This is a genomic window from Luteimonas cucumeris (genome assembly GCF_007830035.1).
GTDB lineage: Bacteria > Pseudomonadota > Gammaproteobacteria > Xanthomonadales > Xanthomonadaceae > Luteimonas_C > Luteimonas_C cucumeris.
In genome coordinates this window covers 1-25,708 of sequence record NZ_VLKN01000004.1, presented here as the reverse complement: position 1 = coordinate 25,708, position 25,708 = coordinate 1, and the positions used below count along the sequence as shown (strand labels likewise).

Genomic DNA, 25,708 nt, shown 5'->3' with positions numbered 1-25,708 from the left:
TGCGTCACTCAACGCAGCTGGAGCGACGCGTGGGCCCTGCGCATTCCCGTATCGAGCTGGATGTCCGCAACGAACCACTGCGGATGAAGGCGCCTTTCCGCATCACCGGTTACATGTTCCAGGATCCGCTGGCGACGCTGGTCACCCTGCGCGATGGTGCGCACGTTGGACGCGGCGAGGCGTCAGGCGTGTATTACCTGCAGGACACGCCCGCGGCCATGCTCGCCACGCTGGAATCGCATCGCGATGCCATCGAAGCCGGCATCGATCGCCAGGCCCTGCGTACGCTGCTACCGCCGGGTGGGGCCCGCAATGCGCTCGATTGCGCCTTGTGGGAGCTGGAGTCGCGGCGTGCCGGCAGCACGGTATGGCAACTTGCCGGTATCAATTCTCCCAAGCCACTGCTGACCACGTTCACGGTGGGCGCCGACACGCCGGAAGTCATGGCGGCGGGGGCGCGGAACTATGCACAGGCACGCGCGATCAAGCTCAAGCTGACCGGTGAGGTGGACCTCGATATCGCCCGTGTCAGGGCGGTTCGCGCGGAGCGACCGGACGTGTGGCTGGGCGTGGATGCCAATCAGGGTTACGTCATCGATACGCTGCAGCGACTGCTTCCGGCACTGGTCGATGCCCGAGTGGCGCTGCTCGAGCAACCCTGCGCGCGCGGTCGCGAGGCCGAGCTCGACGGGATCGACCATGTCATCCCGATTGCCGCAGACGAAAGCGTGCAGGGGCTCGACGAGGTCGAGGCACTGGTCGGGCGCTTCGACGTGGTCAACATCAAGCTGGACAAATGCGGCGGCCTGACCGAGGGCCTGCTGATCGCGGAACGCGCGCGCGCGCTGGGCCTGAAGGTGATGGTGGGCAACATGCTCGGCACCAGCTGGGCGATGGCACCTGCATTCGTGCTCGGCCAGCAATGCGACGTGGTCGACCTGGACGGGCCATTGTTCCTTGCCAGCGATCACGTGCCCGGCGTGGTGTACGCGGACGGGATGGTGTCGTGCGATGACGCGGTATGGGGTAGCCGGACGTCCGCCGCGGCATGAGCGACGTGACCGCAGCGGGTCCGGATGCGCTGCACGAGAAGGCGTGGTTCGGCCAACCGCGCGGACTGACCATCCTGTTCCTGACCCAGATGTGGGAGATCTTCTCCTACTACGGAATGCGCACGCTGCTGGTCTATTACATGACCAAGCAGTTGCTGTTCGCGCAGGAGAAGTCGTCGCTCATCTACGGCACCTACACGGCGATGGCGTATTTCACGCCGATCCTGGGCGGCGTGATCGCCGATCGCTGGCTGGGCAAGCGCCGCGCGGTGGTGATCGGCGCCAGCGTGATGGCCGTCGGCCATTTCATGATGGCGTTCGAGCCCTTGTTCTTCGTGGCGCTGGCCACGATCGCACTGGGCAACGGCCTGTTCCTGCCCAGCCTGCCCAGCCAGATCAACGACCTCTATCGTCCCGGCGATGCGAGGCGCGGACGTGCCTACAACGTCTACTACGTCGGCATCAACGTCGGCGGTTTCCTGGCGCCTCTGGTGTGCGGGACGTTGGGCGAGCTCTATGGCTGGCATTACGGTTTCGGCGCTGCCGGCGTCGGCATGTTCATCGGCCTGCTGATCTACCTCGTGGGCCAGCGCTACCTGCCGGCGGAACCGGCGAAAAAGAATCCCGCGGCCAGCATCGGCGAAACATCCGGGCACCGGACATCGCGGGTCTGGCTGTTGCTCCTGGGCGTCGGCATCGCCGTCACCATATTCCGTGGCGCCTACGAACAGATCGGCAACACGCTGCCGTTGTGGACCGATGTCGGCGTCGATCGCGTTGTAGGTACGTTCTCGATCCCGATGACCTGGTTCCTGTCGCTGAATCCCTTGCTGGTGATCGCGATGACGCCGCTGCTGCTCGCCCATTGGCGTCGACGCGCAGACACGGGACGCGACCTGCCACCGGCGCGGAAGATGGCCATGGGCGCGCTGATCGTGGCGGCCGCGTACCTGCTGCTCGCCGGCGTCGCCGCGTTGTCCGGAAGTGGCGGAGCGAGCTGGCTGTGGCTGGTCGCGTTCTTCGTCGTGCTGACATTCGGCGAGCTCTACATCCTGCCTACCGGCCTTGGCTTGTTCGCGCGGCTCGCGCCACCGCGACTCGGCGCGACCACGGTCGCGTCGTGGTTCCTGGCGGTGTTCAGCGGCAGCCTGCTGGCGGGCATCGTGGGCACCCTGTGGAGCCGCATCGATCCACCCGCGTTCTTCAGCCTGCTCGCAGTCCTGGCCGTGCTGGCGGCGGTCGGACTGCGGCTGCTGGAACGTCCGCTCACTGCCGCGGCAGCGGCCTCCGACATCACTCAGGGAGAACGATGATGCAACGACCCGCCACTGTCCTGGCCACGTTCGCGTTGATGGTCTGCGTGACCATGTCGTCGCACGCCGCCGACGAGCGCTACGATCTGCTGATCCGCAATGGCATGGTGCATGACGGCAGTGGCGCCGCGCCGCGCCAGGTCGATGTGGCCGTGCGTGGCGACCGCATCGTCGCGCTGCTGCTGCCGGGCAGCGACGCCACTGCCGTGCAGACCGTGGATGCGGCAGGTCGTGCGGTGGCACCGGGTTTCATCAACGTGCTCAGCTGGGCGACCGAATCGCTGATCGTCGACGGCCGCGGCATCAGCGACACGAAGCAGGGCGTGACCCTGGAGATCTTCGGCGAAGGCTGGTCGATGGGGCCGCTGAACTCGAAAATGAAGGCGGATTCGCTGAAACAGCAGGGCGATCTCAAGTATCCGATCGAATGGAGCACGCTTGGCGGATATCTCGAGCATCTGGAACGCCGTGGCATCACGCCCAACGTCGCTTCATTCGTCGGTGCCACCAGCGTGCGCATCCACGAACTGGGCGAAGGAGACGTCGATCCCGATCCGCAGCAGCTGGCGCGCATGCAGGAGCTGGTGCGTGAAGCCATGCGCGAAGGTGCGCTTGGCGTCGGCGCGTCGCTGATCTATCCACCGGCATTCTTCGCCGAGCCGCCGGAACTGGTGGCACTGGCACAGGCGGCAGCCGAATCTGGCGGTGGCTACATCGCGCACATGCGCAGCGAAGCCGACCGCTTTCTCGAGGCGCTCGATGAAACCATCGCCATCGCCCGCGCCACCGGCCAGCGCGCGGAGGCCTACCACCTCAAGGCCGCCGGCGAACGCAACTGGCCGAAGATGGCGCAGGCGATCGAGCGGATCAATGCGGCGCGCGCCGAAGGCCTGCAGGTCAGTGCCGACATGTATGCGTACACCGCCGGTGCCACCGGACTGACGGCGGGCTTGCCGCCCTGGGTGCAGGCCGGCGGCCACGAGGCAATGGTCGCGCGGCTGAAGGAACCGGAAACGCGACGCCGCGTGATCGCGGAGATGAAGTCGCTCGACAATGCCTGGGAGAACATTCGCCTGCTCACCGGCTCCAACGAGCGCGTGCTGCTGATCGGGTTCAAGAGCGACAAGCTCAAGCCGCTGACCGGCAAAAGTCTGGCCGAAGTCGCCAGGCAGCGTGGTACCTCGCCGGAAGACACGATGCTCGACCTGATCATCGAGGACGACTCGTCGGTCGGCACTGCGTACTTCCTGATGAGCGAGACCAATGTCGAGCTTGGCCTGAAACAGCCCTGGACCAGCCTCGGTTCCGACGCGGAATCGTCCGCGGCCGAGGGCGTGTTCCTGGAATCCAGTACGCATCCGCGCGCCTACGGCAACTTCGCGCGTTTCCTGGGGCACTACGTGCGTGACCGCAAGCTGATGCCGCTTGAAGAAGCGATCCACCGCCTCACCGGACTGCCGGCGAGCAACTGGAAGCTGAAGGATCGGGGTTGTCTTGAGGTCGGCTGCCATGCCGACATCGTCGTGTTCGATCCGGCCACGATCGCCGACCACGCCACTTTCGAGGCACCGCGGCGCTATGCCACGGGCGTCGACGAGGTATTCGTCAACGGCGTCCAGGTGCTCCGCGGCGGCGAGCACACCGGCGCCAAGCCGGGACGCGTGGTGCGCGGTCCGGGCTGGCGCGGGAATACCGCCAAGCCTGCGCCGGCGCGCTGAGGCCGCTACGGGCGGATTGCTGCTGCGCAAATTGACATTTCTCCAATCAGGATCATTATCTCCTGATAGGGGAATATATTGACGATCAGGCATTCGTGCCGCGTTCCAGACGGTCGATCACACACATGCAATTCACCGGGAGAAATGGCATGCGTACGCTCACTTCAGTGCAACGGCTCCGCCCCATGCCGCTGGTCGCCGCCATTGCGGGCATTCTCTGGTTCGCAGCACCCCCGGTCGCCCTGGCGCAACAGGCGCAGGCAGACAGCGAGGCAGCGGACAAGCCGGCCAACCGGGTTACCACCCTGGGCGGCGTGGTGGTCACCGCGGACAAGCGCGAGGAGAACATCAACAGGGTCGCCTCCTCGATCAGCGTGGTCGCTGGCGAACAACTCGAAAAAATCAATGCGACCCAACTCAGCGACTACGCCGACTACATCCCCGGCTTCCAGGTGGTGTCGTTAGGCTCCCCCGGGAAGACCGCGGTGTCGATGCGCGGCATCGCCCCGCTGTCGTCGGGCTCCACCATCGGCACCTACATCGACGAGACGCCGGTGGGTTCCAGCGGCCTCTACCAGCGCGCGACGCAACTGACGCTGGACCTGCTGCCCTATGACATCCAGCGCGTCGAAGTCCTGCGCGGCCCGCAAGGCACGCTATATGGCGCAGGTTCGATGGGTGGCCTGCTCAAGTACGTCACGCGCGAACCCGACCTGGACGAGACCGAATTCCGTATCGGTGCCGGCCTGTCGAGCGTTGCCGACGGCGAGACCGGCAACACGGTCCGCTTCGGAGCCAACCTGCCGATCACGAAGGATCGACTCGGCCTGCGCCTGAGCTACACGCGCAACGAGATTCCGGGCTACATCGACAACGCCGTCAATGGCGAAGAGGACATCAACGATGGCGTCCAGACCAGCGCGCGCGCCGCGCTGCTATGGCAGGGCGACGATGTCAGCCTGAAGCTGTCCGCGATGCGGCAGACCGCCGACACCGACAACAACGCCTACGTCGCACTCGACCCGGTCACCGGCAGGGAGCTCGATCGCGACCTGAGCAACCGCATCTGGAACGACGAGCTGTACAGCAGGGACATCGACTACTACGCGGCGACCGTGGACTGGGACCTGGGCTGGGCCGACTTCACCTCGGCGACGGGCTACTCGGATACCAGCGCGTTCATCCGCCAGGACACGACCGTCGAATACGGCCAGTTCACCAACCTGGGGCTGGGCCTGCCCGATCCGGGCAGTTCGTTTTTCGACAACATGCTGTCGCTGAAGAAGACCACCCAGGAATTCCGGCTGACCTCGAAGTCCGGGTCGCCCTTCGAATGGCTGGTCGGCGCGTTCTATACCAAGGAAGAGGGCGACAACAGCCAGTTCATCGCGCTGCGCCAACTGGATGGCAGCGCCTTGCCCGCGCCTTTTGATGCCATTGCGGGCACGCTGGCCTATCTGACGCTGCCGACCGACTACAAGGAGACCGCGGTGTTCGCCAATGTCTCCTACCACTTCACCGACAAGTTCAAGCTGGGCGCCGGCGTGCGTTATGCGGAGAACGACCAGAACTTCAGTCAGAACGTGACCGAGGGTCTCCTGCTGCCGATCGAGACGACATCGAACACTTCCAGCGAGAACGTTTTCAACTGGAGCCTGAGCCCGCAGTTCCAGCTGACCGAAGACACGCTGCTGTACGGCAAGATCGCGACCGGTTACCAGCCAGGTGGCCCGAACGTGGTACTTCCCGGCATCCCGCCGTCGGTGGATTCGTCCACCCTGACCAGCTACGAGCTGGGCATGAAGGCGCTGTTCGCCGGCAACCGGCTGCAACTCGACGTGGCGGCCTACCGCATCGACTGGCAGGACATCCAGATCATCACGTTCTTCAACGGCAATTCCGGGCTCGCCAACGGCGGCAAGGCCAGGAGCCAGGGCCTGGAGTTTTCCCTGCTGTTCAATGCCACGTCCAACCTGCAACTGGGCTTCAACGGCAACTACACCGATGCGACGTTGAGCGAGGATTTGCCGCCGCTGTTCATCCCTTCGGGGCCAGTCACGGTCCAGCTCAACAATGGCCTGGAGGGCGACGTCCTGCCCTATATCCCCAAGACCTCCTGGTCGGCGACCGCGGACTATTACATTCCGATGAGCGGCAACTGGTCGGGCAACGTAGGCGCTGGCCTGCGCTGGGTGGATGGTCGTCCGACCGCGACCAGCGAACGCCAGGTCATCACGACCACCACCACGCCCCCGGTCGTGGTGTCTGACACGATCACGCCGCCGATCATGCTGGGCAGCTACATATCGCTGGACCTGTATGCCGGCATCTCGAACGACCAATGGTCGATCCGCGCCTACATGAAGAACGCCACGGACGAGCGCGCCTACCAGACGATTGCCGACAAGACCAATGCGCTGACCAATGAAGTGCCTTTCCAGGTCGGGGCGCCGATCCGGCCACGCACCATCGGGCTGGAAGTCGACTACCGGTTCTAGGACATGCTTCTCTGGGGCACGCGTTGCAACTACGCAAAAACGAGCTGGCGGCCGACAGCCGCCAGCGATCCTGGCTACCGTGCCACTTCCGGAACATCCCTGCGCATGTCCCAGCCGCTTCTTTCGATCCCCGCCGCCACCGAAACGCTACCCCAGCCCTATCTGCTGTTCCTCGGCGACACCACCGAGGCCGGGTATGCAAAAACGGCGTTCGGCCTGCGCGACTGGGCGCGCGAGCGCTGCGTGGGCGAATTCGCCTGCGCCGGCGCCACGGTCAGCACCGGGCTGGCGTTCATGACGCCGCTGCAGGCGTATGCCGCGGGCGCGCGGTCACTGGTCATCGGCGTCGCCAATCCGGGCGGATACATTCCAACGGCCTGGTTCGAGCCGCTGCAGCAAGCCCTGGAAGCGGGTCTGGACCTGATCGGCGGCATGCATGCGCGACTGGCTGACATCGTTCCGCTGCGTGAGACCGCCGCACGACTGGGACGACGGCTGATCGATGTCCGTCAGCCACCGTCGGACATTCCGGTGGCTTCCGGACGTCCCCGCCGCGGACGACGCCTGCTGACGCTGGGCACCGATTGCGCGCTCGGCAAGAAATACACCGCGCTGGCGTTGGCACGTGCCTTCGTCGCACGCGGGATCGATGCCGACTTCCGCGCCACCGGCCAGACCGGCATCCTGATCGCAGGCCAGGGCATGCCGATCGATGCGGTGGTCTCGGACTTCGCAGCCGGAGCTGCGGAAATGCTGTCCCCCGACGCTGCCGACGATCATTGGGACGTGATCGAAGGGCAGGGCTCGCTGTTCCATCCGGCCTACGCCGGAGTCTCGCTGGCGCTGCTGCACGGCAGCCAGCCCGATGTCGTGGTGATCTGCCACCAGCCCGGACGCACACACATGCTCGGTTATCCGCAGCATCCCCTGCCAAGCGTCGAGGCAACCATCGAACTGGCGCTGCAACTGGGGCGACGCACGCAACCTGCGATCCGCTGCGCGGGCGTCACCCTCAATACCTCGCATCTCGCCGAAGCGGAAGCGTTGCGGTTGCTGTCCCACGAGCGCGACCGGCTGGGCCTTGCCGTCGCCGATCCAATGCGCGGCGGCGCGGCCTTCGAACGACTGGTGGAGGATTGCCTGGCATGAAATCGCGTTTGCAGCTGTCCGCAGGAAAGCCATGACGACGTCGTCGAGCTGGTTCCAGCGCTATCTGCTGCCGGGCTTCGTGTTCCAGGCGGCGGTGATCGCCGGCGGCTACGCGACCGGGCGCGAACTGGTGGAGTTCTTCCTGCCGGCCGGGCCCTGGGGCGGACTGCTGGGCATGGCGGTGAGCATGCTGGTGTGGAGCGCGGTGCTGATGGCCAGTTTCGAACTGGCGCGGGTCGCACGGGCCTACGACTACCGTTCGTTCTTCAAGCTGTTGCTGGGTCGCGGCTGGTTCCTGTTCGAGATCGCCTATTTCCTGCTGATCATCGTGATCATGGCAGTGATGGGCGCGGCGGCCGGTGAGATCGTGCACAGCCTGTTCGGCTTGCCGAAGCTGGCCGGTTCATTGGCGATGATCGCCGCCACCGGCCTGATGCTGTTCTACAGCGGTGCGGTCATCGAGAAGTTCCTGGCGCTGTCCGTGGGCTATCTCTATCTGGTCTACCTGGTGTTCGTGGTGTGGAGCGTGGTCGCGTTCGGCGACCGCATCGAAGCGAACTTCGCCGCGGTGCCGGTCGACGACGACTGGTTCATGGCCGGCGTCACCTACGCCGGCTACAACGTCGCCACCATACCGGCGGTGCTGTTCTGCATCCGTCACCTGAGCCGTCGTCGCGAAGCGCTGGTCGCCGGCGCGCTGGCCGGGCCACTGGGCATGCTGCCGGGCGTGTTGTTCTACATCGCGATGATGGGCTACTACCACGAGATCGGCGACGTCGCGCTGCCCTCGGCCTTCCTGCTGGCCAAGCTGCAGGCGCCGTGGTTCGAGTGGGCGTTCCAGATCGCGGTACTGCTGACCCTGGTGGACACCGGCGTGGCACTGCTGCATGCGATCAACGAACGCGTGGCGAAAGCCTACGCGGAACGGCAACGGCCGATGCCGCAGTCACTGCGTCCGGCGCTCGCCGTGGGCGTGATGCTGGTCTCGGTGTACGCCGCGACCGCCGTCGGCCTGGTCGACCTGATCGCGCAAGGCTACGGCACGCTGACCTGGGTGTTCCTTGCGATCTATGTGCTGCCGCTGCTGACCGTGGGCGTGTGGTGGTTGTGGCGCAATGCTCATCCTGCTGTTGCCGCAGGTGGCTAGAGCATTTTTTGACGCGGATCAGATCTGAAAGAAGCGGACAAGAGCCTTGTGTTGAACACTGAAGCGGTATCCGTTTTTATCCCCTCTGATCCGTATCAAAAGCTCTACCTTTCAAGTCAACACATTCCGGAGAAGCCGATGCCATTCCCGTCGAAGCTACTGCGTGCAGTTGCCAGCATTGCATGTTTGTCGATCGCCTTCGTGGCGTCGGCGGCGGTACCACCCGGCCTCGACGCACGCGTCGAACAGGTGATGCGCGACAACGGCGTGCCCGGAATGGCGGTGGCGATCGTCGAGGGCGGCAAGGTCGTGCATGCCAAAGGCTACGGCGTGCGGCGCCTGGGCTCGCCGGAACCGGTCGATGCCGACACCATTTTCCCCACCGGTTCGACCGGCAAGGCGGTCACCACCGCGGCGCTGGCGGTGCTTGTCGACGAGGGCAGGATTGGCTGGGACGACAAGGTCATCGACCACCTGCCGGGTTTCCAGATGTACGACCCGTGGGTGACGCGCGAGATGACGATCCGCGACCTGCTGGTGCATCGCAGCGGCCTGGGCCTGGGCGCGGGTGACCTGCTGTTCGTGCCGCGCTCATCGCTCAGCCGCGCCGAAACCGTGCGTCGCCTGCGCTACATCAAGCCTGCGACCAGCTTCCGCAGTGGCTACGCCTACGACAACGTGTTGTACGTGGTGGCCGGGCAATTGATCGAGGCCGTCAGCGGCAAGACCTGGGAGGATTTCGTCCGCGACCGCGTGCTCAGGCCCGCGGGCATGCGCGTGTCCACGACCAGCGATGCCGCGCGCTTCGCCACGGCGAACCGCGCGCAGCCGCATGCGCGCATGGATGGCGGCTTTCGCGGCGTGGGCAGGCAGGAAGTGCTGGATGAGCGGCAGGCGCTGGGCGCCAATGCTGCACCGGCCGGTGGCGTGTCATCGAGCGCGAACGACATGGCACGCTGGCTGTCGATCCAGCTCGCGCATGGCGCGCTCCCCGGCGAAGGCGACCGCCGGCTCTTCAGCGAGGAGGCCTCGCGCCAGATGTGGACGCCGCAGGTGCTGACGCCGATCAGGCCATATCCGGAACCCATTGCCGATGCCACGCCGCAGTTTTCCGCCTATGCGCTGGGTTGGAGCGTACGTGACTATCGCGGCGTCAAGATCCTCGAACATGGTGGCGCGGTCTTCGGCGTGCAGACCATGGTCGTGCTGATCCCCGATCGGCAGGTCGGTTTCTCGCTCCAGATCAACTCCGAGGATGGCGTGGCGTTGCGCGGACTGATGTACGAACTGCTCGATCACTACCTCGATGCACCGAAGCGCGACTGGCCGGCGGATTTCGCAACCTACAGGCAGGCCAGCATCGACAAGGCGCTGGCGGTGCTGGGCAAGAGCAAGGCTGAGAAGAAGCCCTCGCGTGCGTCCTTGCCTTTGAAGGACTACGCCGGCAACTACGCGGATCCCTGGTACGGGCCGATCGAACTTCGCGACGAAGGCGGCCGCCTGCGCATCGATTTCAGGCAGACGCCGGACATGGTCGGCACGCTCGAACACTGGCAATACGACACCTTCCAGGTGCGCTGGGACGATCGCACCATCGAGCCGGCCTACGTCAGCTTCGCGCTCGATGCACAGGGCAAGGTCGACCGGATCACGATGAAGGCGGTGTCACCGCTGGCCGACTTCAGCTACGACTACCACGACCTGCTGTTCACTCCGGTGGCCAACGACTGAATGACGAGCATGGCGCGCACCATGCGCGCCACTGGCTCAGGGCTTCTTCGGCGGGTTCTGCTCGATCCACTGCTTGCGCTGTTCCGGCGACATCTCGTGCCACTGCGCGCGCAGGGCCTTGCGTTGCTCGGGCGACATCGTGCGCATGCGTTCGTACAGGGCATGCGCCTGCTCGCGTTTGGCCGGATCCATGCGTTCCCAGCGATGCATGCCGTGGCGGGCGTCGCGGCGTTGTTCGGGCGTCATCTGCTGCCAGCGCCGGGCGCGTTCGTAGATGCGCGCGCGATCTTCCGGCGCGCGGTTCCAGCGCTCCCGCATCGGTGCGATCAGTACGTCGCGTTGCGCCGGCGTCAGCTGTTCCCAGCTCGGCAACGGCGCCGCAGGCGTGGCGTCCTGCGCGTGGGCGGTACCGGCGAGGCCACCCAGCAGCAACGCGGCGGTCAACAGCAAAGGCTTCATGTGCATCACTCCATCGCGACCAGTTCGGCGTCGGCCGAGCCCAGCCATGCATAGAAATCGGGATCCTGGTCCAGTGCCGATGCCGGTTCGGTAATGGCATCGCCGATCGCCACCGCGGTCGGGGTGGCATCCGTGGCCGGCAGTGTGTCGTTGCGCAGGTTCAGGCCGAACGCGATCGCGAACACCGCCGCGGCCAGCGCGCCGGCGCCTCCGAGCAGCGGCCATGCAAAGCCGCGGCGCTGCGGCACGCCGAGCGTGGCGGCGTGTCGGACTTGGCGCAGGCGCGCCAGCGTGTTCGGCGACAGCTGCCGCGTGGCCTGCCGGTACTGCCCGCGCAGTGCCTGGTCGAAAGCATCGTCGGATTGTCTGTGGTCGTTCATCGCCAGTCTTCCAGTTGTTTCTGCAGCGCGGTGCGTGCGCGCGATAGATGCGTCTTCACCGAGCCTTCGGTGCAGCCCATGGCCTGGGCCGTGGCTGCCACGTCCAGTTCCTCCAGCACGCGCAGCGTGAACGCCTCGCGCTGCCTCCTCGGCAGGCCGCGCAGCGCCTCGGCCAGCTTGCCGTAGGCTTCGCGGCCATCGTGGGCGCGTTGCGGATCGGGTGCCTCGTCGGCCCAGTCGATGGCGTTGTCCTCGTCGCGTTCGTGCTGCGGCGACAGCCAGCGCAGCCGGAACACGCGCCGGCGCTGCAGGTCGACGATGCGGCTGCGCAGGATGCTCCAGAACAGCGGCGTCCATTCCGCGGCCGGCCGGTCGCCATAGGCCAGCATCTTCATCATCGCCTCCTGCACCGCGTCCAGCGCATCGTCGCGATGGCGCAGCGCCAGCTCGGCGAAGCGGAACGCGCGCGTGCCGATCCCGGCCAGGAAGCTCTCCAGCGTGGGTACGGCGGCGATGTGCGATGGCTCGGCGGCAGGATCATTCACGGGTTCAGGATAGTCCCGATGCCGGCCGTCGGTGTCGTAGGTCATGGGGAGCGCTCCAGCTGCCGATGGAAACGCAGCCGGCGCGGATCGGTTGACGCGGCTGGCGAAGGAGGGGGAGGGGCCGGTTATGATGCGGACAGCATCGGATCTGGGGAGATGGGTAATGGGCGACGGTTTCGTGGCGCTGTACATCTTCATGCTGGCGGCCATCGCCGGCCACGTGATCATCTCGCGCGTGCCGGTGATCCTGCATACGCCGCTGATGTCCGGCAGCAACTTCATCCACGGCATCGTGCTGATCGGCGCGATGGTGGTGCTGGGGCATGCCGACACCACGCTGGAGAAGGTGATCGGATTCATCGCCGTGCTGCTCGGTGCGGGCAACGCCGCCGGCGGCTACGTGGTCACCGAGCGGATGCTGGAGATGTTCAAGCCGTCCGCGAAATCCGGCAGCAACCAGCAGGGAGGCAAGTAATGGCCTGGTTGCCGCTGCTGGTGAAATCGAGCTATCTGGTCGCCGCCACCCTGTTCCTGCTCGGCCTGCAGCGCATGGCCTCGCCGAAGACCGCGCGCAGCGGCATCCAGTGGGCCGGCGTCGGCATGCTGATCGCGACGATCGCGACCTTCTTCCTGCCCGGGCTGCACAACCTGCCGCTGATCGCGATTGCGCTGGTGCTGGGCACCGCGGCGGCATGGATCTCGGGCAAGAAGGTCGCCATCACCGACATGCCGCAGATGGTTGCGCTATACAACGGCATGGGTGGTGGTTCCGCCGCGGCGATCGGCGCGGTCGAGCTGCTGCGGTTCTCGGCCGCGGGACAGGCACCGTCGTTGACGGTGTCGGTGCTGGCGGTGGTCGGCGCACTGATCGGTTCGGTGTCGCTGACCGGTTCGATCATCGCCTGGGCCAAGCTCGACGGGCGCATGGACAAGCGCTACACCTTCCCCGGCCAGCAGTTCTTCAATGCCGGCGTCGCGATCGCGGCGCTGGTGCTCGGCGGCTTGGTGGTGCACTCGCTCGGCGTGCCGCTGATCGTCGCGTTCTTCATCGTGTCGCTGGCGCTCGGCGTGCTGATGACGCTGCCGATCGGCGGCGCCGACATGCCGGTGGTGATCTCGCTGTACAACGCGCTCACCGGCCTGGCGGTCGCGTTCGAAGGCTACGTGCTGGGCAACGAGGCGTTGATCATCGCCGGCATGATGGTCGGCGCGGCCGGCATGTTGCTGACCCGGTTGATGGCCAAGGCGATGAACCGCTCGATCCGGAGCGTGCTGTTCTCCAACTTCGGCGGCGGCGGCGAACTGCAGGAAATCATCGGTTCGCAGAAACCGATCGAAGCCGGCGACGTCGCCGCGATGATGGCCTATGCGGAACGCGTGGTGATCGTGCCCGGTTATGGCATGGCCGTGGCGCAGGCACAGCACAAGATCTGGGAACTGACGCAGAAGCTGATCGAGCGCGGCGTCAAGGTGAAGTTCGCGATCCATCCGGTGGCCGGCCGCATGCCCGGGCACATGAACGTGCTGCTGGCCGAGGCCGGCGTGCCGTACGACCTGATCGCCGACATGGACGACATCAACCCCGAGTTCGCCAACACCGACGTGTCGCTGGTGATCGGCGCCAATGACGTGGTCAATCCCGTCGCCAAGACCGATCCGGCTTCGCCGATCTATGGCATGCCGATCCTGGATGTCGTCGACTCGAAGAACACCATCGTCATCAAGCGCGGCAAGGGCACCGGTTTCGCCGGCATCGAGAACGCGCTGTTCTATGCCGACAACACGCGCATGCTGTACGGCGATGGCGCCGAGATGGCAGCGGCGCTGGTGAGCGAACTGAAGGCGCTCGACGGCGGGCATTGAGCCCGCCATCGGGAACTGCGTGGTCGCGCAACTTCAATCGTCGTCGTGCCCGTGGCCGGGCAGACAGAGTTGCCCGGTCACCTCGGTGGTGATGACGCCGCTGGCGCGGGTACCGCTGACGAAGAAATAGCCGGTGGCGCCAGCGAATTCGCCGGTGCCTTCCGCGATGCGCTGGATCGCGGTCACGAAGCCTGGTGGAACGATGCCGGCTTCGCGCAGGAACAGGCTGCCCTCGCCGGTGTGGTATTCGAACGCGCCCGAATAGGGCGTGGCGTCCGGTGCGCCGGGAGGCGCCTTGCCGACCACCGGATCGCCCTTGAAGTAGGTGACACCGTCGAGGCCGTGGTTGCCGTCGACTTCGCCCAGGTAGCAGGATGTGTGTTCGGGCTTGCAGCCTTCGGTGGAAAGCACTTCGACCAGGTCCGCACGGATCCGTTTGCAATGAAGATCGTCGTTGGCCTGAGCGATCGGTGCGGCGAAAGCGAGCAGGGCAACCAGACTGAGCTTGACGGTTTTCATGATGTTCTCCTGTGTTCGATGGGAACGGCGCGCAGGTCGCGCACACCGCAACGCCGTGCCGGGTCTGGCACGAGTGGAGTCATGGTTAGCGAAGCGCGTATCGACGTCGGTGTACGGTCGTGGCGCGCTGCAAACATAGGCGCCCGCCGGACGCGATGACAGCACCAATCAGCGCGGTTTCATCGGAGCCAAATCGCGGCGCGTGCAGAGACGACAGACCGATCGCGGCGATCGAACCGAATGATGCCTACCTCACTGATGCATGGCGACTGCTTGTCGCCGAACGCGCATCACGGGCGCGAAGCCGCCAGCGCGCGACGCGCGAAGACGAAGCAGATCCAGCCGAAGACCGCATGCATGGCGATGCTGCTGGTCACCCATGCGGCATTGGCGAAGTCGGGCGTGCCGGCGGCCGACAGCGGCAGCACGATGAAGTTCATGACGCCATAGAGCAGCAGGCCGTACAGCGGGCCGAACACCAGCGGCCGGCGCAGCAGGCCCGGAAACCTGCGTGCGACCAGGTAACAGGCGAGCACCATCATCGTCGCGATGAAGTAGTGCAGCCCGGCGCCGAGCCACGCCGTGGCGATACCGCCCTCGTAGCTCGGCCTGCCCAACAGCCCGGCGGCGATCGACTGCAGGATCCGGGTCAGGGTGACGCCCTGCGGGGCCCAGAACGCGAACGCGAACAGGATGTCCAGGCTGCCCAGCGTGGTGCCGCCGAGCAGCAGCCATGACGTCGGGCCTGGCAATCCGGTACGGGGCAGGGTATTGGCCGGCATCACGCTCTCCTCGGAATGTCGTGCGTTGTTTCGATTGTCTTCGTTCGATCGTCTTCCGGCCAAAAAATTCCCGCAGCCGGGGGTGGCTGCGGGAGTCCGGGGGTTACCACAATGGCATCATGCGTGATGCTCTTCTCTGACTGACGATCAGAAGTCGTACTGCACCATGAACTGCACGAAGCGCGGTGCCTGGAACGAAAGCGGCATCAGGTAGGTCTGCGAAGGCGCGCCCGTCGCACGTACTTCCGCACCTTCCGCGACGGAGGTGACCTTGCGCGAATTGAGCACGTTGAAGATGTCCATCTTCAGCGTCAGCCCGTCGGCCCAGGTCGGCGTGTAGACCACGTTCAAGTCCAGATTCGTGGTCCACGGCAGGCGACCGGAAGTGCCGCGTGGCCGCGCCGCGACCGTTGCATCGTCGACGCCGCCGGCAGGCGTGGTGCCGCAACGCATGAACGCTGAACCGTAGCGGTGCGGGCTGTAATCCGGTCCGGGATCCTGGTCGAAGACGCCGAGGCAGTTGTACGGGCGCCCGGACTGCACCAGCAGGTTCGCACCGATCGCCCACTGCCCGGTGGCCTGGTAGTTGCCGAACAGCTTGAGGCTGTGGCGGCGGTCGTTGGGCAGGTAACCGAAGGTGTCGGTGGTCAGTTCGATGTAGTCGAAGTCCAGCGTGGTGTTGGTGTCGGTCTGGCCGTTGTCCGACTTCACGCCGCCTTCGGTGTTGCCGCGGCTGCGCGCGTAGGTGTACGAACCCTGCAGGAACAGCCTGTCCCAGCTGCCGTCGACGAAGAACTCGAGCGCGGCGTACGTGCGTTTGGCTTGCGGCGCCAGCACGCTGCCGGGGATCGTGTTGGTGGTCAGCTGTCCATCGCCGAGCAGATCGGTCACCCACACCGCATCCGATCCCGGGTTGAAGATGCGGCAGTTCGGGAAGCCCGGGGCGGGATAGGCCGCGACCTGGCCGGCGGCATTGCTCCAGCTGCCGTCCGCGTTCTGGCTGAAGCCATTGGCGGCCATCACCGTGGTGTAGTCGCACTGGTCGTCGATCGCCGCCTTCAGGTTGCGGTAGATGCCGCGCACGCCCAGCGACATGTGATCGGTGAGCTGCTTCTGGAAGCCGAGGATGTATTCGTCCTGGTACATCGGGTCGAGGTTCTTCGAGGCGATGGTCTCCGGGTTCTTGGCTTGGCCGTTCTCGCCGTTGAGGTAACTGAAATCACCGCGGCTGACCGGCGCGATCGGTTCGCCCGTGTCCGGATCCACGCCGCTGAAAGTGAAGGTCTCGACGCTGAACAGCGAAGCGCTGGCGCCACGCACGGCGACGGTGGGCGTCAGCGGCAGCGCGTAGCGGCCGGCGTTGCCGAACACCTTGAAGGTCGAATCGCCGTACACGTCCCAGGAAAATCCGAGCCGTGGTCCGAACTGGTCCTTGATCTCGACGTAGGCGGCGCCCTGGCCGTTGATGTTCTCGAAGGTGTCCCAGCGCCCGCCGATGTAGGCGATGAAATTGTCGGTGATGTTCCAGGTGTCCTCGATGTAGTACGCATGCTGCTTGACGCTGACCGTGGCGCCTTGGCTGAAATACTGCTTCTGCGCGATGTCGAAGTCGTCGGCGGTTTCCGGTATCCGATCAGGACCGTTCGACGTCGTGTACGTCCACATGTAGCCACCTTCCAGCGCCACGCCCGCGACGGACTCGTAGTCATCGCGGTCGTAGCCGAAACGCAGCAGGTGGTCGCCGAGCTGCCACTCCGCGTCCAGGCGGTACTGCTTGCGGGTGTCGCCGGAATCGATCCGGTCCAGGGTGTTGCCGCTGATGTTGCAGTTGCTGGAGTACAGGCCGGTCGCGTCGATGCGGTCGTTCCTGCGGCCGTCGACGATGACCGGGCAGCCCGGCTGCGCGGGGGCATCGATGTTGCCGTCGTAGAACACGATGGTGCCGTCGGGCGCCTGCAGCTTGGTGGAGCGCGAAAATTCGCCGCGTCCTGCCAGTGCCGACAGGGTGAAGCCGTCGGTCAGGTAGCCGGTGTATTTCAGGACGTAGTTGTCGCCGCCCTGTTCGTTGATCTGCCGGCCGACGTAATCGAGCCGATCCAGTTCGCCCGCGCCATTGAGGTAGGTGTCGACGTCCTGTTCCTGCTTGTCTGAGAACGCCGTCAGTTCGAGCAGGTGGTTGTCGGTGATGCTCCAGTCCATCTTCAACAGCCACTTCGGATTCCTCTGGTCGGTGGCGGTATTGGTCCCCGCGTTCACCGGGCCCCAGGTGTCGTTCTCCTGCTTGCCGTAGGACAGCAGGCCGTAGGCGAACAGCCGGTCCTTGATCAGCGCGCCACTGGCCCAGGCGTTCACGGTCCACAGCGACTCCGTGTCTTCCGAGTTGTCCTCGCGCAGCCTGCCCCTGGCGGAAGTCAGCGGATTCGACAGGAAGGTATTGCGCTGGGCTTCGCGCAGGCTGTCCGGCGCGTAGAAGACGTTGCCGCCTGCCTGGAATTCGTTGGTGCCGCGCTTGCTGATCTGGTTGATCACGCCGCCGAGCGAGCGGCCGAACTCGGCGCCGTAGCCGCCGGTCTTGATCTGCTGTTCGGCGATCGCCTCGAACGGCACCTGTGCGAAGTTGAGGCTGCGGAACGAGTTGGTGATGTTGAAGCCGTTGAGGTAGTACTGGTTCTCCGCGACCGAGGAACCACCGAACGAGGCAAGGTTGCCAAGGCGCGCATCGCCACGCACGGTGCCCGGCGCCAGCAGCGCGACCGCGGTCGTGTTCTGCGCGACCGGGATCTTCTTGATCTGTTCCGCGGTCAGGATGGTGGTGGATTCCACCGACGATACGTCGATCGGGTTGACCGCACCGGTACCGATGACGGTCACGGCGTCCAGCGTCTGCGTGTCGCCGGCGCCGGTGAAACTGATGTTGGCGGTGGAGCCGACGCTGATGCTGGCATTGCGACTGCTGGTGATGCCGTCGACGCCCTTGCGGGTGATGGTGTAGTCGCCGATCGGCAACTGCGAAACGCGATAGCTGCCGTCGTCGCCGACCGTGACGGAGCGGGAGAAGCCGGTGGCCGGGTTGGCGACGGTGATGGTGTCACCGGCGGCGGCACGTCCGGTGACCGCGCCGGCGGTGTTGGTCTGTGCCTGGATGCCGCCGGTAAAGCACAGGCCGAGTGCCAGGCCCAATACGCTGCGGCGGAACAATGGTTGACGATGTCTGGACATGATGTGCGCTCTCCCCGGAATGGGCGTGGTCATGCAATCTCGTCACGAGCCCATTGCATGGAGGGAATCCGGCGGGCGTTCGCGCATTGTTCGACTGCCTTCGCAGATCGACTCGACTGCGATGCAGTGCGCCATGCATGGGCCAGCCGCGTGACGCGTTAAAAATGCGTGTGCGGCTGCGGCGCAACCAGAACCAGTTGGATGTGGCGGGATGGGGCCAATTGACCCGCCGTCATGGCGCCGGGCCTGGCATCAGCGCGATCACCGTCCTGCGGAATGCATCGGGCGCGGCTTGATGCGCGGCGTACCTCGGATTCGGCGTGCCATCCGGCGCAATGCCCTACGGTTATTGCGCCCTACGCGGGATGATCGGCACGTCCTGTGCCATCGCCGGCGCTTTGCGCGCCGGGCTTCGCCCGGAAAGCGCCGTTCGAGCCGCTTTCAGTGCTTGCATTGGCGCGATTTGCGCCTGCGCCGGCACGGGAAGTGCCGGCGCTGACGAAAAAAGCGCCACGCGAGGCACTTTCATGGCTTGGCTTCAATGCGCAAAGCGCCTGCGTCGGCACAATCCGCGGCGCCGCCGGCACATGCCGCGCCAGCGTTGGCGCTTTTTTCGCCATCGTTGCGGCTTTTCGTGCTGCGGGTCGGGACCGGATCGTCTTCCGTCGGCACTTCAAGTGCCGGCGTTGCCGCTTCGAGGGCCGTGACCGGCGGAAAAGGCGGGCCGCGGCCCTCCAGCGGGATGCCGAAGCCTGCGTAGGATGGGCCCCGGCCCACCTCGACGACAGCGAAGGCCACCAAGAGTCGGCGCAGAGCCAACCCGACCAACAGCCCCGCTCAGTCGTCGGCGTGTATCGCCAGGCGCGCGAACAGCGCCAGCGGTATCCCGATCAACCCCATGTGCGCGGTGATGCAGCTGCTCACCCACACCAGGTCGCGATCGAAAGCGGGCTTCGGCGGCATGGAGGCGATCAACGGCACCATCAGGTACTGGGTCGACAGATAGATCGCCAGGCCGAACAACGCGCCGCACAGGTAGGGGCGTTCGACCAGCACCGTGTAGCGGCGCGCAACGATCTGGTAGAGCACCGCGAGCAGGCACATCCTGGCGAAGAACAGCGTGGCGCCCAGTACCGCGGTGTCGACGCCGCCGGAATAGGCGTTGCGTCCCCACCCCCAGTACGCCGCGATCGCCTGCATCACCCGCAGCGGCGAGACGTCGTGCAGCGATTGCCAATAAATGATGGCGAACGCCAGGTCGAGCGTGGTGGCGATCGAGGCGGCAAGGATCGCCCAGGCCAGGGCGGGGACCGGAGTGCTGCGCAGGGCGGGGAGGGTGTTCACGGGAAGACCTCGGTGGGCTGCGGACGGGTTTCGTCTTCGGCTGGGCGGCGGGCGGGGGCCGGAGAGCCGATTGGCTCCATCTAAGCCGGATCAATTGGCCCTAGAAAGGTCCAATTCTGTACATTTGAATGGTGCCAATTCCCCGGGAGCGGCCACATGTACCTGGAACTGGATGGCAGCGGCCCCCTGCACAGCCAGCTCACCCGAGCCCTCAAGGCCACGCTGCTCACCGGCAACGTGCACGTGGGTGCGCGGCTGCCGCCGACGCGCCTGCTGGCGCGCGAACTGGGCGTCTCGCGCAACACCGTGCTGGCCGCTTACGAGCAGCTGCGTGCGGAAGGCTTCCTCGATGGCCGGGTCGGATCGGGCAGTTACGTGACGCCGCCGGCGCGCACCGCGCAGCAGGGCACTGCGCGGCCGGCCTGGGTCGAACCGCAATCGGCCTATGCGCGGCGCCTGCGCGCGATCCACAACCCGCACGTGATCCCGGGCATGAACGCCGACGTGGTGCGCTACGGGTTCCAGTACGGCGAGCCGCTGACCAATCCCGCGTTGAGCACGGCGTGGGCGCGCGAACTCTCCCACGCCGCGGCCTACACCCGTCCCGGCTACACGCGGACGCAGGGATTGCCGGCCCTGCGCGAAGCCGTCTGCGATTACCTGGCGCGCCGCCGCGGCGTGCAGACCCGGCCGGAAGACGTGCTGATCGTCGCCGGCACGCAGCAGGCGCTGTCGCTGACCGCGCGCGTGCTGGTGGATCCGGGCACGGATGTCGCCATCGAGGAGCCGCAGTATTTCGCGGCGCGCAAGGTGATGCAGATCAACGGCGCGCAGTTGTGGCCGATCCCGGTCGACGAGCAGGGGCTGGTCACCGACGAACTGCCGGCCTGTCCGCCGCGGCTGGTCTGCGTCACGCCGTCGCACCAGTTCCCGAGCGGCGCGGTGATGTCGATGTCGCGGCGGCTGGCGCTGCTGGACTATGCCGAGCGCCGCGACTGCTGGGTGCTGGAGGACGACTACGACGGCGAGTTCCGTTACGACAGCAAGCCGATCCCGGCATTGCGGTCGCTGGACGTGCACGATCGCGTCATCTATGTCGGCACGTTCTCGAAAGTGCTGTTCCCGGCGCTGCGCCTGGGCTACCTGATCATGCCGGCGCCGCTGCGCGACGATTTCATCGGCGCCAAGTGGGCGGACGATTTCGGCGCGCCGGCGATCGAGCAGGCGGCGCTGGCGAATTTCATCGGCAACGGCGGCTTCGAACGGCACCTGCGGCGTTCGGTGCGCGCGGTCGAGGCGCGACGGTCGGTGCTGCTGCAGGGCCTGCGCGACTGCAGCCGCGGTCGACTTGAGATCGCCGATTCGCGCGCCGGCATGCACATCGTGGTCTGGCTGACGGGCCGGCGGAAAGCCGAGGGCGATGCCTTCGTCGCGCATGCGCTGACACGTGGGCTGGCGCTGCATCCGATCTCGCCGTCGTACTACATCGACCCGCCCGATCGCGCCGGACTGCTGATGGGATTCGCGGCGATGTCCGCGCTGGAGATCGAGGAAGGCGTCGCGGCGTTCGCGCGCTGCCTCGACGAGATGTTCCCGGTCGGCCCGCGACGATCGCAACGGACGCCGCGCGCCGCCGTCGCCGAAACGCAGGACGCCTGACTGGCGTCGATCAGCGCCCCAGCCAGGCCGCCAGCAGCAGCGACGCCGCGATCCAGGCCCACTCGACCGCGCCATTGGCCAGTTGCACCAGCGTCCAGGCGTAGGACAATCCCAGCTTCTGCAGCGATTCCCAAGGCAGCAGCCCCATCGGCGCACCGATCTGTCCGCCGGCGATGCCCCAGTTGGCCAGGGCGACGATCGCCATCGTCGCGACCGTCGCCAGCAAGGCGCGGCCCCAGCCGCGGCGCATGCCGCCCAGGCGCAGCATCAGCGCCGCGTCGACCGCGGCCAGCACCGCCATCCAGCCGAGCGGACGGTTGCTGTACAGGGCCAGCAACACCCACAGCGCGGCGAAACCGGCGCTGCCGATCAGCAGCAACAGCAGGGCCAGCCCGTGTCCGGGCCTTGCGTTCGGGGTGGGATGATCCATCGGTGCTCCGCGTGGCCGCATAGGATAGCGGGCGCGCGACGTTTAGAATGCGCGGTATTGCGTCGGGCATCGGCGCCCGCATCTACAGGATGCACGCCGCTTCTTCCGGAACATCTTTCCCGACATGTATTCCCGCAACAGCGAACCCGTCCGCTTCGAACGCGACTGCGATGCCGTGCTGGTGCCGCAGGGCGAGGCCGTCAGCCTGCCGGCCGGCAGCATCGGCTACATCACCCAGGCACTGGGAGGCAGCTACACCGTGTTCGTCGAAGGCAACCTGTTCCGCATCGCCGGTCGCGATGCCGACGCGATCGGCAAGGAGCCGATGGCCGCGCTCGAGTTGCCGGAAGGCGCCAGCGACGACGACGTCGAAACCCTGGTCTGGAAGCAGCTGCGCACCTGCTTCGATCCGGAGATCCCGATCAACGTGGTCGACCTGGGGCTGGTCTACGAAGCGCAGGTGCACCGCCGCGACGACGGCCAGCGCGAAGTCGAGGTCAAGATGACGCTGACCGCGCCGGGCTGCGGCATGGGCGAGATCCTGGTCGATGACGTGCGCAACAAGCTGGAACTGATCCCGACGGTGGCCGAGGCCGATGTCGAGCTGGTGTTCGACCCGCCGTGGAACCGCAACATGATGTCCGAGGCCGCCCGGCTCGAAACCGGCATGCTCTAGGACGATCCGGCGAGCGCGTCTGCGTCCTGTGGATCGCCGCCGGCCGCGACAAGAAGGCTACCGGTGGACAACGGTCGCGGCCAAACCCGCGCTGCCAGCGGCTGTTCCGGAGGGTGATTTCACTTGCGCGCGTCGTCCGCATAAAAAGTTCCAAATGGAATCGTTTACGTGATGGAAATGTGGATTCACGCACGTTTCCGGGCGTTTTTTTGCTGCCATGCAGCGTGAAAGTCCGTTGACGTGTCCGATATGGTCATTTTCCGGACGCAGCGCGTCACCCGTCCGGACACCGCGGATTCCGCCAGACGCCGAATCCGCCCTTGCCGCCTTGCGGCATAACCGTACCGGGGAGTGACCCATGCGCAGCCCAGTCCGCAAAGCCGCCACGCGGCATCCGCGACCGCCGCCGCGTCCGCTCCCCCGGCGCCGATGAGCGTCGCCACTCTCTGACCGGATCACCCAGGACGGGACTACTAGAAAAGGAAAAGATGCCTGGCGACCCACGGTCGCCAGTTGGACCGCAAGCCGGCTTGCGGTTCGCAGGGGGTTTTGAACACTTGATGTCGTGCTGCCGCCAACAGGCGGCATGCAGATGGCAGTTGGATTTGCCGGGAAAAAAGTTGTCGCGTTCGCGCGATCCATTTTTCCAATCTTTGTAGGGATACTCAACATGAAGAAGTCTAGGCAAGCATCGCGTCTCCTCGTCCTGTCGCCGTTGGCGCTCGCGCTTTCGGTCGCCTCCGTGCAGGCGGCCAACCGCGTCGACCTCCACCAGCAGGACGTCGCCCAACTGAACCGCCAGTACGCGGCCGCCAGCGCCGCGGTCGGTCGCTCGTCAGTGGCCGCCGAACGCCACGCCGAACTGCTGGCGCTGGACACAGATTCGGCGCTGACCCTGCTCAGGACCACCGAGTCGGAGGACGGCGTACGCAACTTCCGTTATGAGCAGACTTTCCGCGGGATTCCGGTTTTCGGCGAACACGTGATCGTCAGCGAGGACGGCGACGGCAATGTGCGCACGCTGTTCGGTCGCAGCGTGACCGGGCTGGAGCGCGAGATGCCAGCAGTCGCGCCGAAACTGGCCAAGGCCAGCGCCCTGTCCATCGCCAGGAATGCCGCGCTCGGCAACCGCGCCGCGGCGCTGGTGACGTCGAACGAAAGTACCCGCCAGATGATCTATGTCGACGACGGCGGTCGTGCCCACATGAGCTACGTGGTGTCGTTCTTCGCCGACGCGCACAAGGGCGGCTCGCCGACGCGGCCCACCGTCATCATCGATGCCAATACCGGTCGCGTGCTCAAGCAGTGGGAAGGCCTGACCCATGCCGAGATCGGTACCGGCCCCGGCGGCAACCAGAAGACCGGGCAGTACGAGTACGGCACCGACTACGGCTATCTCGACGTGGCGCAGAGCGGCAGCAACTGCACGATGAGCAACGCCAACGTCAAGACCGTCAACCTCAACCACGGCACCAGCGGCAGCACCGCGTACTCGTACGCCTGCCCGCGCAACACCGTGAAGACGATCAACGGCGCGTACTCGCCGCTCAACGATGCGCACTACTTCGGCAACGTCGTGTTCAACATGTACGACGACTACATCAGTGCCCCGCCGCTGACGTTCCAGCTGACGATGCGCGTGCACTACAGCAGCAACTACGAGAACGCGTTCTGGAACGGTTCGTCGATGACCTTCGGCGACGGCCGCAACACCTTCTATCCGCTGGTCAGCCTGGACGTGTCCGCGCACGAGGTGTCGCACGGCTATACCGAGCAGCAGTCGGGCCTGATCTACGACAACCAGTCGGGTGGCATCAACGAGGCCTATTCCGACATGGCCGGCGAGGCCGCCGAGTACTTCATGCTGGGCAGCAACGACTTCCTGGTCGGCGCGCAGATCTTCAAGGGCAACGGCGCGCTGCGCTACATGGCCAATCCGCCCCAGGATGGCGTCTCGATCGACCACACCAGCGACTACAGCGACAGCGTCGACGTGCACTATTCCTCGGGCATCTACAACAAGGCGTTCCACACGCTTGCCACGACGTCGGGCTGGAACACGAAAACCGCGTTCCAGGTGTTCGCGCGCGCCAACCGCGACTACTGGTCCCCGAACACGACCTTCAACCAGGGTGCGGCGGGCGTGGTCCAGGCGGCCTGTGACCTCGGCATGAGTGGCCAGGCGGTCATCAATGCGTTCACGCCGCGAGGCGTCAACGCCGGTTCCTTGCCGGCCAACTGCGGTGGCGGCGGCAACCAGGCGCCGACGGCGGGCTTCAGTTCGAGCATCAATGGCCTGACGGTGCAGTTCACCGACAGTTCCAGCGACAGCGACGGCTCGATCGCCTCGCGCAGCTGGAACTTCGGTGATGGCACCACGTCCACGGCGACCAGCCCGAGCAAGGCGTACACGGCCGCGGGCACCTACAACGTCACCCTGACGGTGACCGACAACCAGGGCGCGACCGATACCGAGACCCAGTCGGTGACGGTCACCGGCGGCGGTGGCGGCAACGAGTTGCAGAACGGGGTGCCGCGTACCGGCATCAGTGGTGCGTCCAAGAGCAACCAGTACTTCACCCTGGTGGTGCCGGCCGGCGCCAGCAACCTGCGCTTTGTCACCTCCGGCGGCAGCGGCGATGCGGACCTGTATGCCAAGTTCGGCAGCCAGCCCAGCACGACCAGCTTCGACTGCCGTTCCGAAGGCTCGACCTCGGCCGAGACGTGCACGATCAGCAATGTGCAGGCCGGGACCTACCACGTGCTGGTGCATGCCTGGAGTGCGATCTCCAACGTCACCCTGACCGGCAGCTACGACACCGGTGGTGGCGGTACGCAGACCTACAGCAACACCACCGACTACCCGGTGACGGACTACACCACGGTGGACAGCCCGGTGACGGTGTCCGGTCGCAGCGGCAACGCGCCGAGCGATGCGTCGATCACGGTAGACATCCGGCACACCTACAAGGGCGACCTGAAGGTGGATCTGGTGGCGCCGGATGGCAGCCTGTACAACATCCACAACCGCAGCGGTGGCAGTGCCGACAACGTGCAGGGCACCTTCAGCCGCAACCTGTCGACCGAACCGCTCAATGGCACCTGGAAGTTGCGGGTCAACGACAACGGTCCGCAGGACACCGGCTACATCAACAGCTGGAGCGTCACCTTCTGAGTTGTTGCACTGAAGGCATCACGACCCCGGCCGTGGCCGGGGCCGTGAT

21 protein-coding genes are annotated in these 25,708 nt (G+C 65.8%); 12 read left to right on the top strand and 9 right to left on the bottom strand.

All coding sequences use genetic code 11. The annotated features are described in order from the left end of the window. Positions 1-29: 29 nt before the first annotated feature. The 7 genes from IP90_RS08875 to IP90_RS08845 all read left to right on the top strand — a co-directional run bounded on the left by IP90_RS08875 (position 30) and on the right by IP90_RS08845 (position 10,608). The gene (locus tag IP90_RS08875) at positions 30-1,052 is read left to right on the top strand and encodes a dipeptide epimerase (protein ID WP_242007535.1); all 1,023 of its coding nucleotides are present in this window, start codon (positions 30-32) and stop codon (positions 1,050-1,052) included. Then, entirely contained in the window at positions 1,049-2,365 is a 1,317-nt protein-coding gene (locus IP90_RS08870) for a peptide MFS transporter (protein WP_144899283.1), read from the top strand. The genes IP90_RS08875 and IP90_RS08870 overlap by 4 nt, the downstream gene beginning before the upstream one ends. Then, positions 2,365-4,083, top strand: a complete 1,719-nt coding sequence (locus tag IP90_RS08865) for an N-acyl-D-amino-acid deacylase family protein (RefSeq protein ID WP_144899282.1) — start codon at positions 2,365-2,367, stop codon at positions 4,081-4,083. The genes IP90_RS08870 and IP90_RS08865 overlap by 1 nt, the downstream gene beginning before the upstream one ends. A gap of 149 nt (positions 4,084-4,232) precedes the next feature. Then, complete coding sequence (locus IP90_RS08860; protein WP_158635313.1) at positions 4,233-6,581, top strand: TonB-dependent receptor; 2,349 nt, start codon at positions 4,233-4,235, stop codon at positions 6,579-6,581. A 105-nt stretch (positions 6,582-6,686) separates the two neighbouring features. Then, positions 6,687-7,730 carry an N-acetyltransferase DgcN family protein gene (locus tag IP90_RS08855; RefSeq protein ID WP_144899280.1) on the top strand — a complete coding sequence of 348 codons (1,044 nt, stop codon included), beginning with the start codon at positions 6,687-6,689 and terminating at the stop codon, positions 7,728-7,730. 31 nt (positions 7,731-7,761) lie between these two features. Further along, positions 7,762-8,877 (top strand): YkvI family membrane protein, encoded by a 1,116-nt coding sequence (locus tag IP90_RS08850; protein ID WP_144899279.1) that lies wholly within the window; start codon positions 7,762-7,764, stop codon positions 8,875-8,877. Between the two features lie 186 nt (positions 8,878-9,063). Next, the gene (locus IP90_RS08845; protein WP_242007534.1) at positions 9,064-10,608 is read left to right on the top strand and encodes a serine hydrolase; all 1,545 of its coding nucleotides are present in this window, start codon (positions 9,064-9,066) and stop codon (positions 10,606-10,608) included. Positions 10,609-10,644: 36 nt separating this feature from the next. Here IP90_RS08845 and IP90_RS08840 read toward each other — a convergent pair whose 3' ends face one another. From IP90_RS08840 to IP90_RS08830, 3 genes are read right to left on the bottom strand one after another with little or no spacing between them, the layout of a single operon-like run. Next, positions 10,645-11,073: a DUF3106 domain-containing protein gene (locus IP90_RS08840; RefSeq protein ID WP_425477090.1), complete on the bottom strand. Its 429-nt coding sequence runs from the start codon at positions 11,071-11,073 to the stop codon at positions 10,645-10,647. Further along, positions 11,073-11,447, bottom strand: coding sequence for a hypothetical protein (locus tag IP90_RS08835; RefSeq protein ID WP_144899276.1), 375 nt, complete (start codon positions 11,445-11,447; stop codon positions 11,073-11,075). Before IP90_RS08835 ends, IP90_RS08840 begins: the two co-directional genes overlap by 1 nt. Next, positions 11,444-12,037, bottom strand: coding sequence for an RNA polymerase sigma factor (locus tag IP90_RS08830; protein ID WP_144899275.1), 594 nt, complete (start codon positions 12,035-12,037; stop codon positions 11,444-11,446). Before IP90_RS08830 ends, IP90_RS08835 begins: the two co-directional genes overlap by 4 nt. A gap of 118 nt (positions 12,038-12,155) precedes the next feature. Here IP90_RS08830 and IP90_RS08825 point away from each other — a divergent pair, with 118 nt between their 5' ends. Together IP90_RS08825 and IP90_RS08820 are read left to right on the top strand one after the other, a co-directional pair. Further along, positions 12,156-12,467, top strand: coding sequence for an NAD(P) transhydrogenase subunit alpha part 2 (locus IP90_RS08825; protein ID WP_144899274.1), 312 nt, complete (start codon positions 12,156-12,158; stop codon positions 12,465-12,467). After that, positions 12,467-13,855: an NAD(P)(+) transhydrogenase (Re/Si-specific) subunit beta gene (locus IP90_RS08820; protein ID WP_144899273.1), complete on the top strand. Its 1,389-nt coding sequence runs from the start codon at positions 12,467-12,469 to the stop codon at positions 13,853-13,855. The genes IP90_RS08825 and IP90_RS08820 overlap by 1 nt, the downstream gene beginning before the upstream one ends. A 33-nt stretch (positions 13,856-13,888) precedes the next feature. Here the strand turns inward: IP90_RS08820 and IP90_RS08815 are convergent, their stop codons facing one another. From IP90_RS08815 to IP90_RS08795, 5 genes are all read right to left on the bottom strand, one after another. After that, positions 13,889-14,374, bottom strand: coding sequence for a hypothetical protein (locus tag IP90_RS08815; RefSeq protein ID WP_144899272.1), 486 nt, complete (start codon positions 14,372-14,374; stop codon positions 13,889-13,891). A 290-nt stretch (positions 14,375-14,664) separates the two neighbouring features. Continuing rightward, the gene (locus IP90_RS08810) at positions 14,665-15,156 is read right to left on the bottom strand and encodes a hypothetical protein (protein WP_144899271.1); all 492 of its coding nucleotides are present in this window, start codon (positions 15,154-15,156) and stop codon (positions 14,665-14,667) included. Positions 15,157-15,303: 147 nt separating this feature from the next. Then, positions 15,304-18,375, bottom strand: a complete 3,072-nt coding sequence (locus IP90_RS08805) for a TonB-dependent receptor (protein ID WP_144899270.1) — start codon at positions 18,373-18,375, stop codon at positions 15,304-15,306. A 356-nt stretch (positions 18,376-18,731) separates the two neighbouring features. Then, positions 18,732-18,995: a hypothetical protein gene (locus IP90_RS16795; protein ID WP_144899269.1), complete on the bottom strand. Its 264-nt coding sequence runs from the start codon at positions 18,993-18,995 to the stop codon at positions 18,732-18,734. Between the two features lie 217 nt (positions 18,996-19,212). Further along, a complete protein-coding gene (locus IP90_RS08795) occupies positions 19,213-19,719 on the bottom strand; it encodes a hypothetical protein (RefSeq protein WP_144899268.1) in 507 nt (168 codons plus the stop codon). A gap of 156 nt (positions 19,720-19,875) precedes the next feature. On the opposite strand from IP90_RS08795, the gene pdxR reads away from it, so the two are divergent. Beyond that, positions 19,876-21,378, top strand: coding sequence for a MocR-like pyridoxine biosynthesis transcription factor PdxR (gene pdxR / locus IP90_RS08790; protein ID WP_144899267.1), 1,503 nt, complete (start codon positions 19,876-19,878; stop codon positions 21,376-21,378). A gap of 10 nt (positions 21,379-21,388) precedes the next feature. Here pdxR and IP90_RS08785 read toward each other — a convergent pair whose 3' ends face one another. Continuing rightward, the gene (locus IP90_RS08785) at positions 21,389-21,808 is read right to left on the bottom strand and encodes a hypothetical protein (RefSeq protein ID WP_144899266.1); all 420 of its coding nucleotides are present in this window, start codon (positions 21,806-21,808) and stop codon (positions 21,389-21,391) included. A 124-nt stretch (positions 21,809-21,932) separates the two neighbouring features. Between IP90_RS08785 and sufT the strand changes: the two genes are divergently transcribed. Both sufT and IP90_RS08775 read left to right on the top strand, forming a co-directional pair. Next, on the top strand, positions 21,933-22,484 hold the full coding sequence (sufT, locus tag IP90_RS08780) for a putative Fe-S cluster assembly protein SufT (RefSeq protein WP_144899265.1): 552 nt from the start codon (positions 21,933-21,935) through the stop codon (positions 22,482-22,484). Between the two features lie 670 nt (positions 22,485-23,154). Further along, a complete protein-coding gene (locus IP90_RS08775) occupies positions 23,155-25,659 on the top strand; it encodes a M4 family metallopeptidase (protein WP_144899264.1) in 2,505 nt (834 codons plus the stop codon). Positions 25,660-25,708 lie beyond the last annotated feature (49 nt).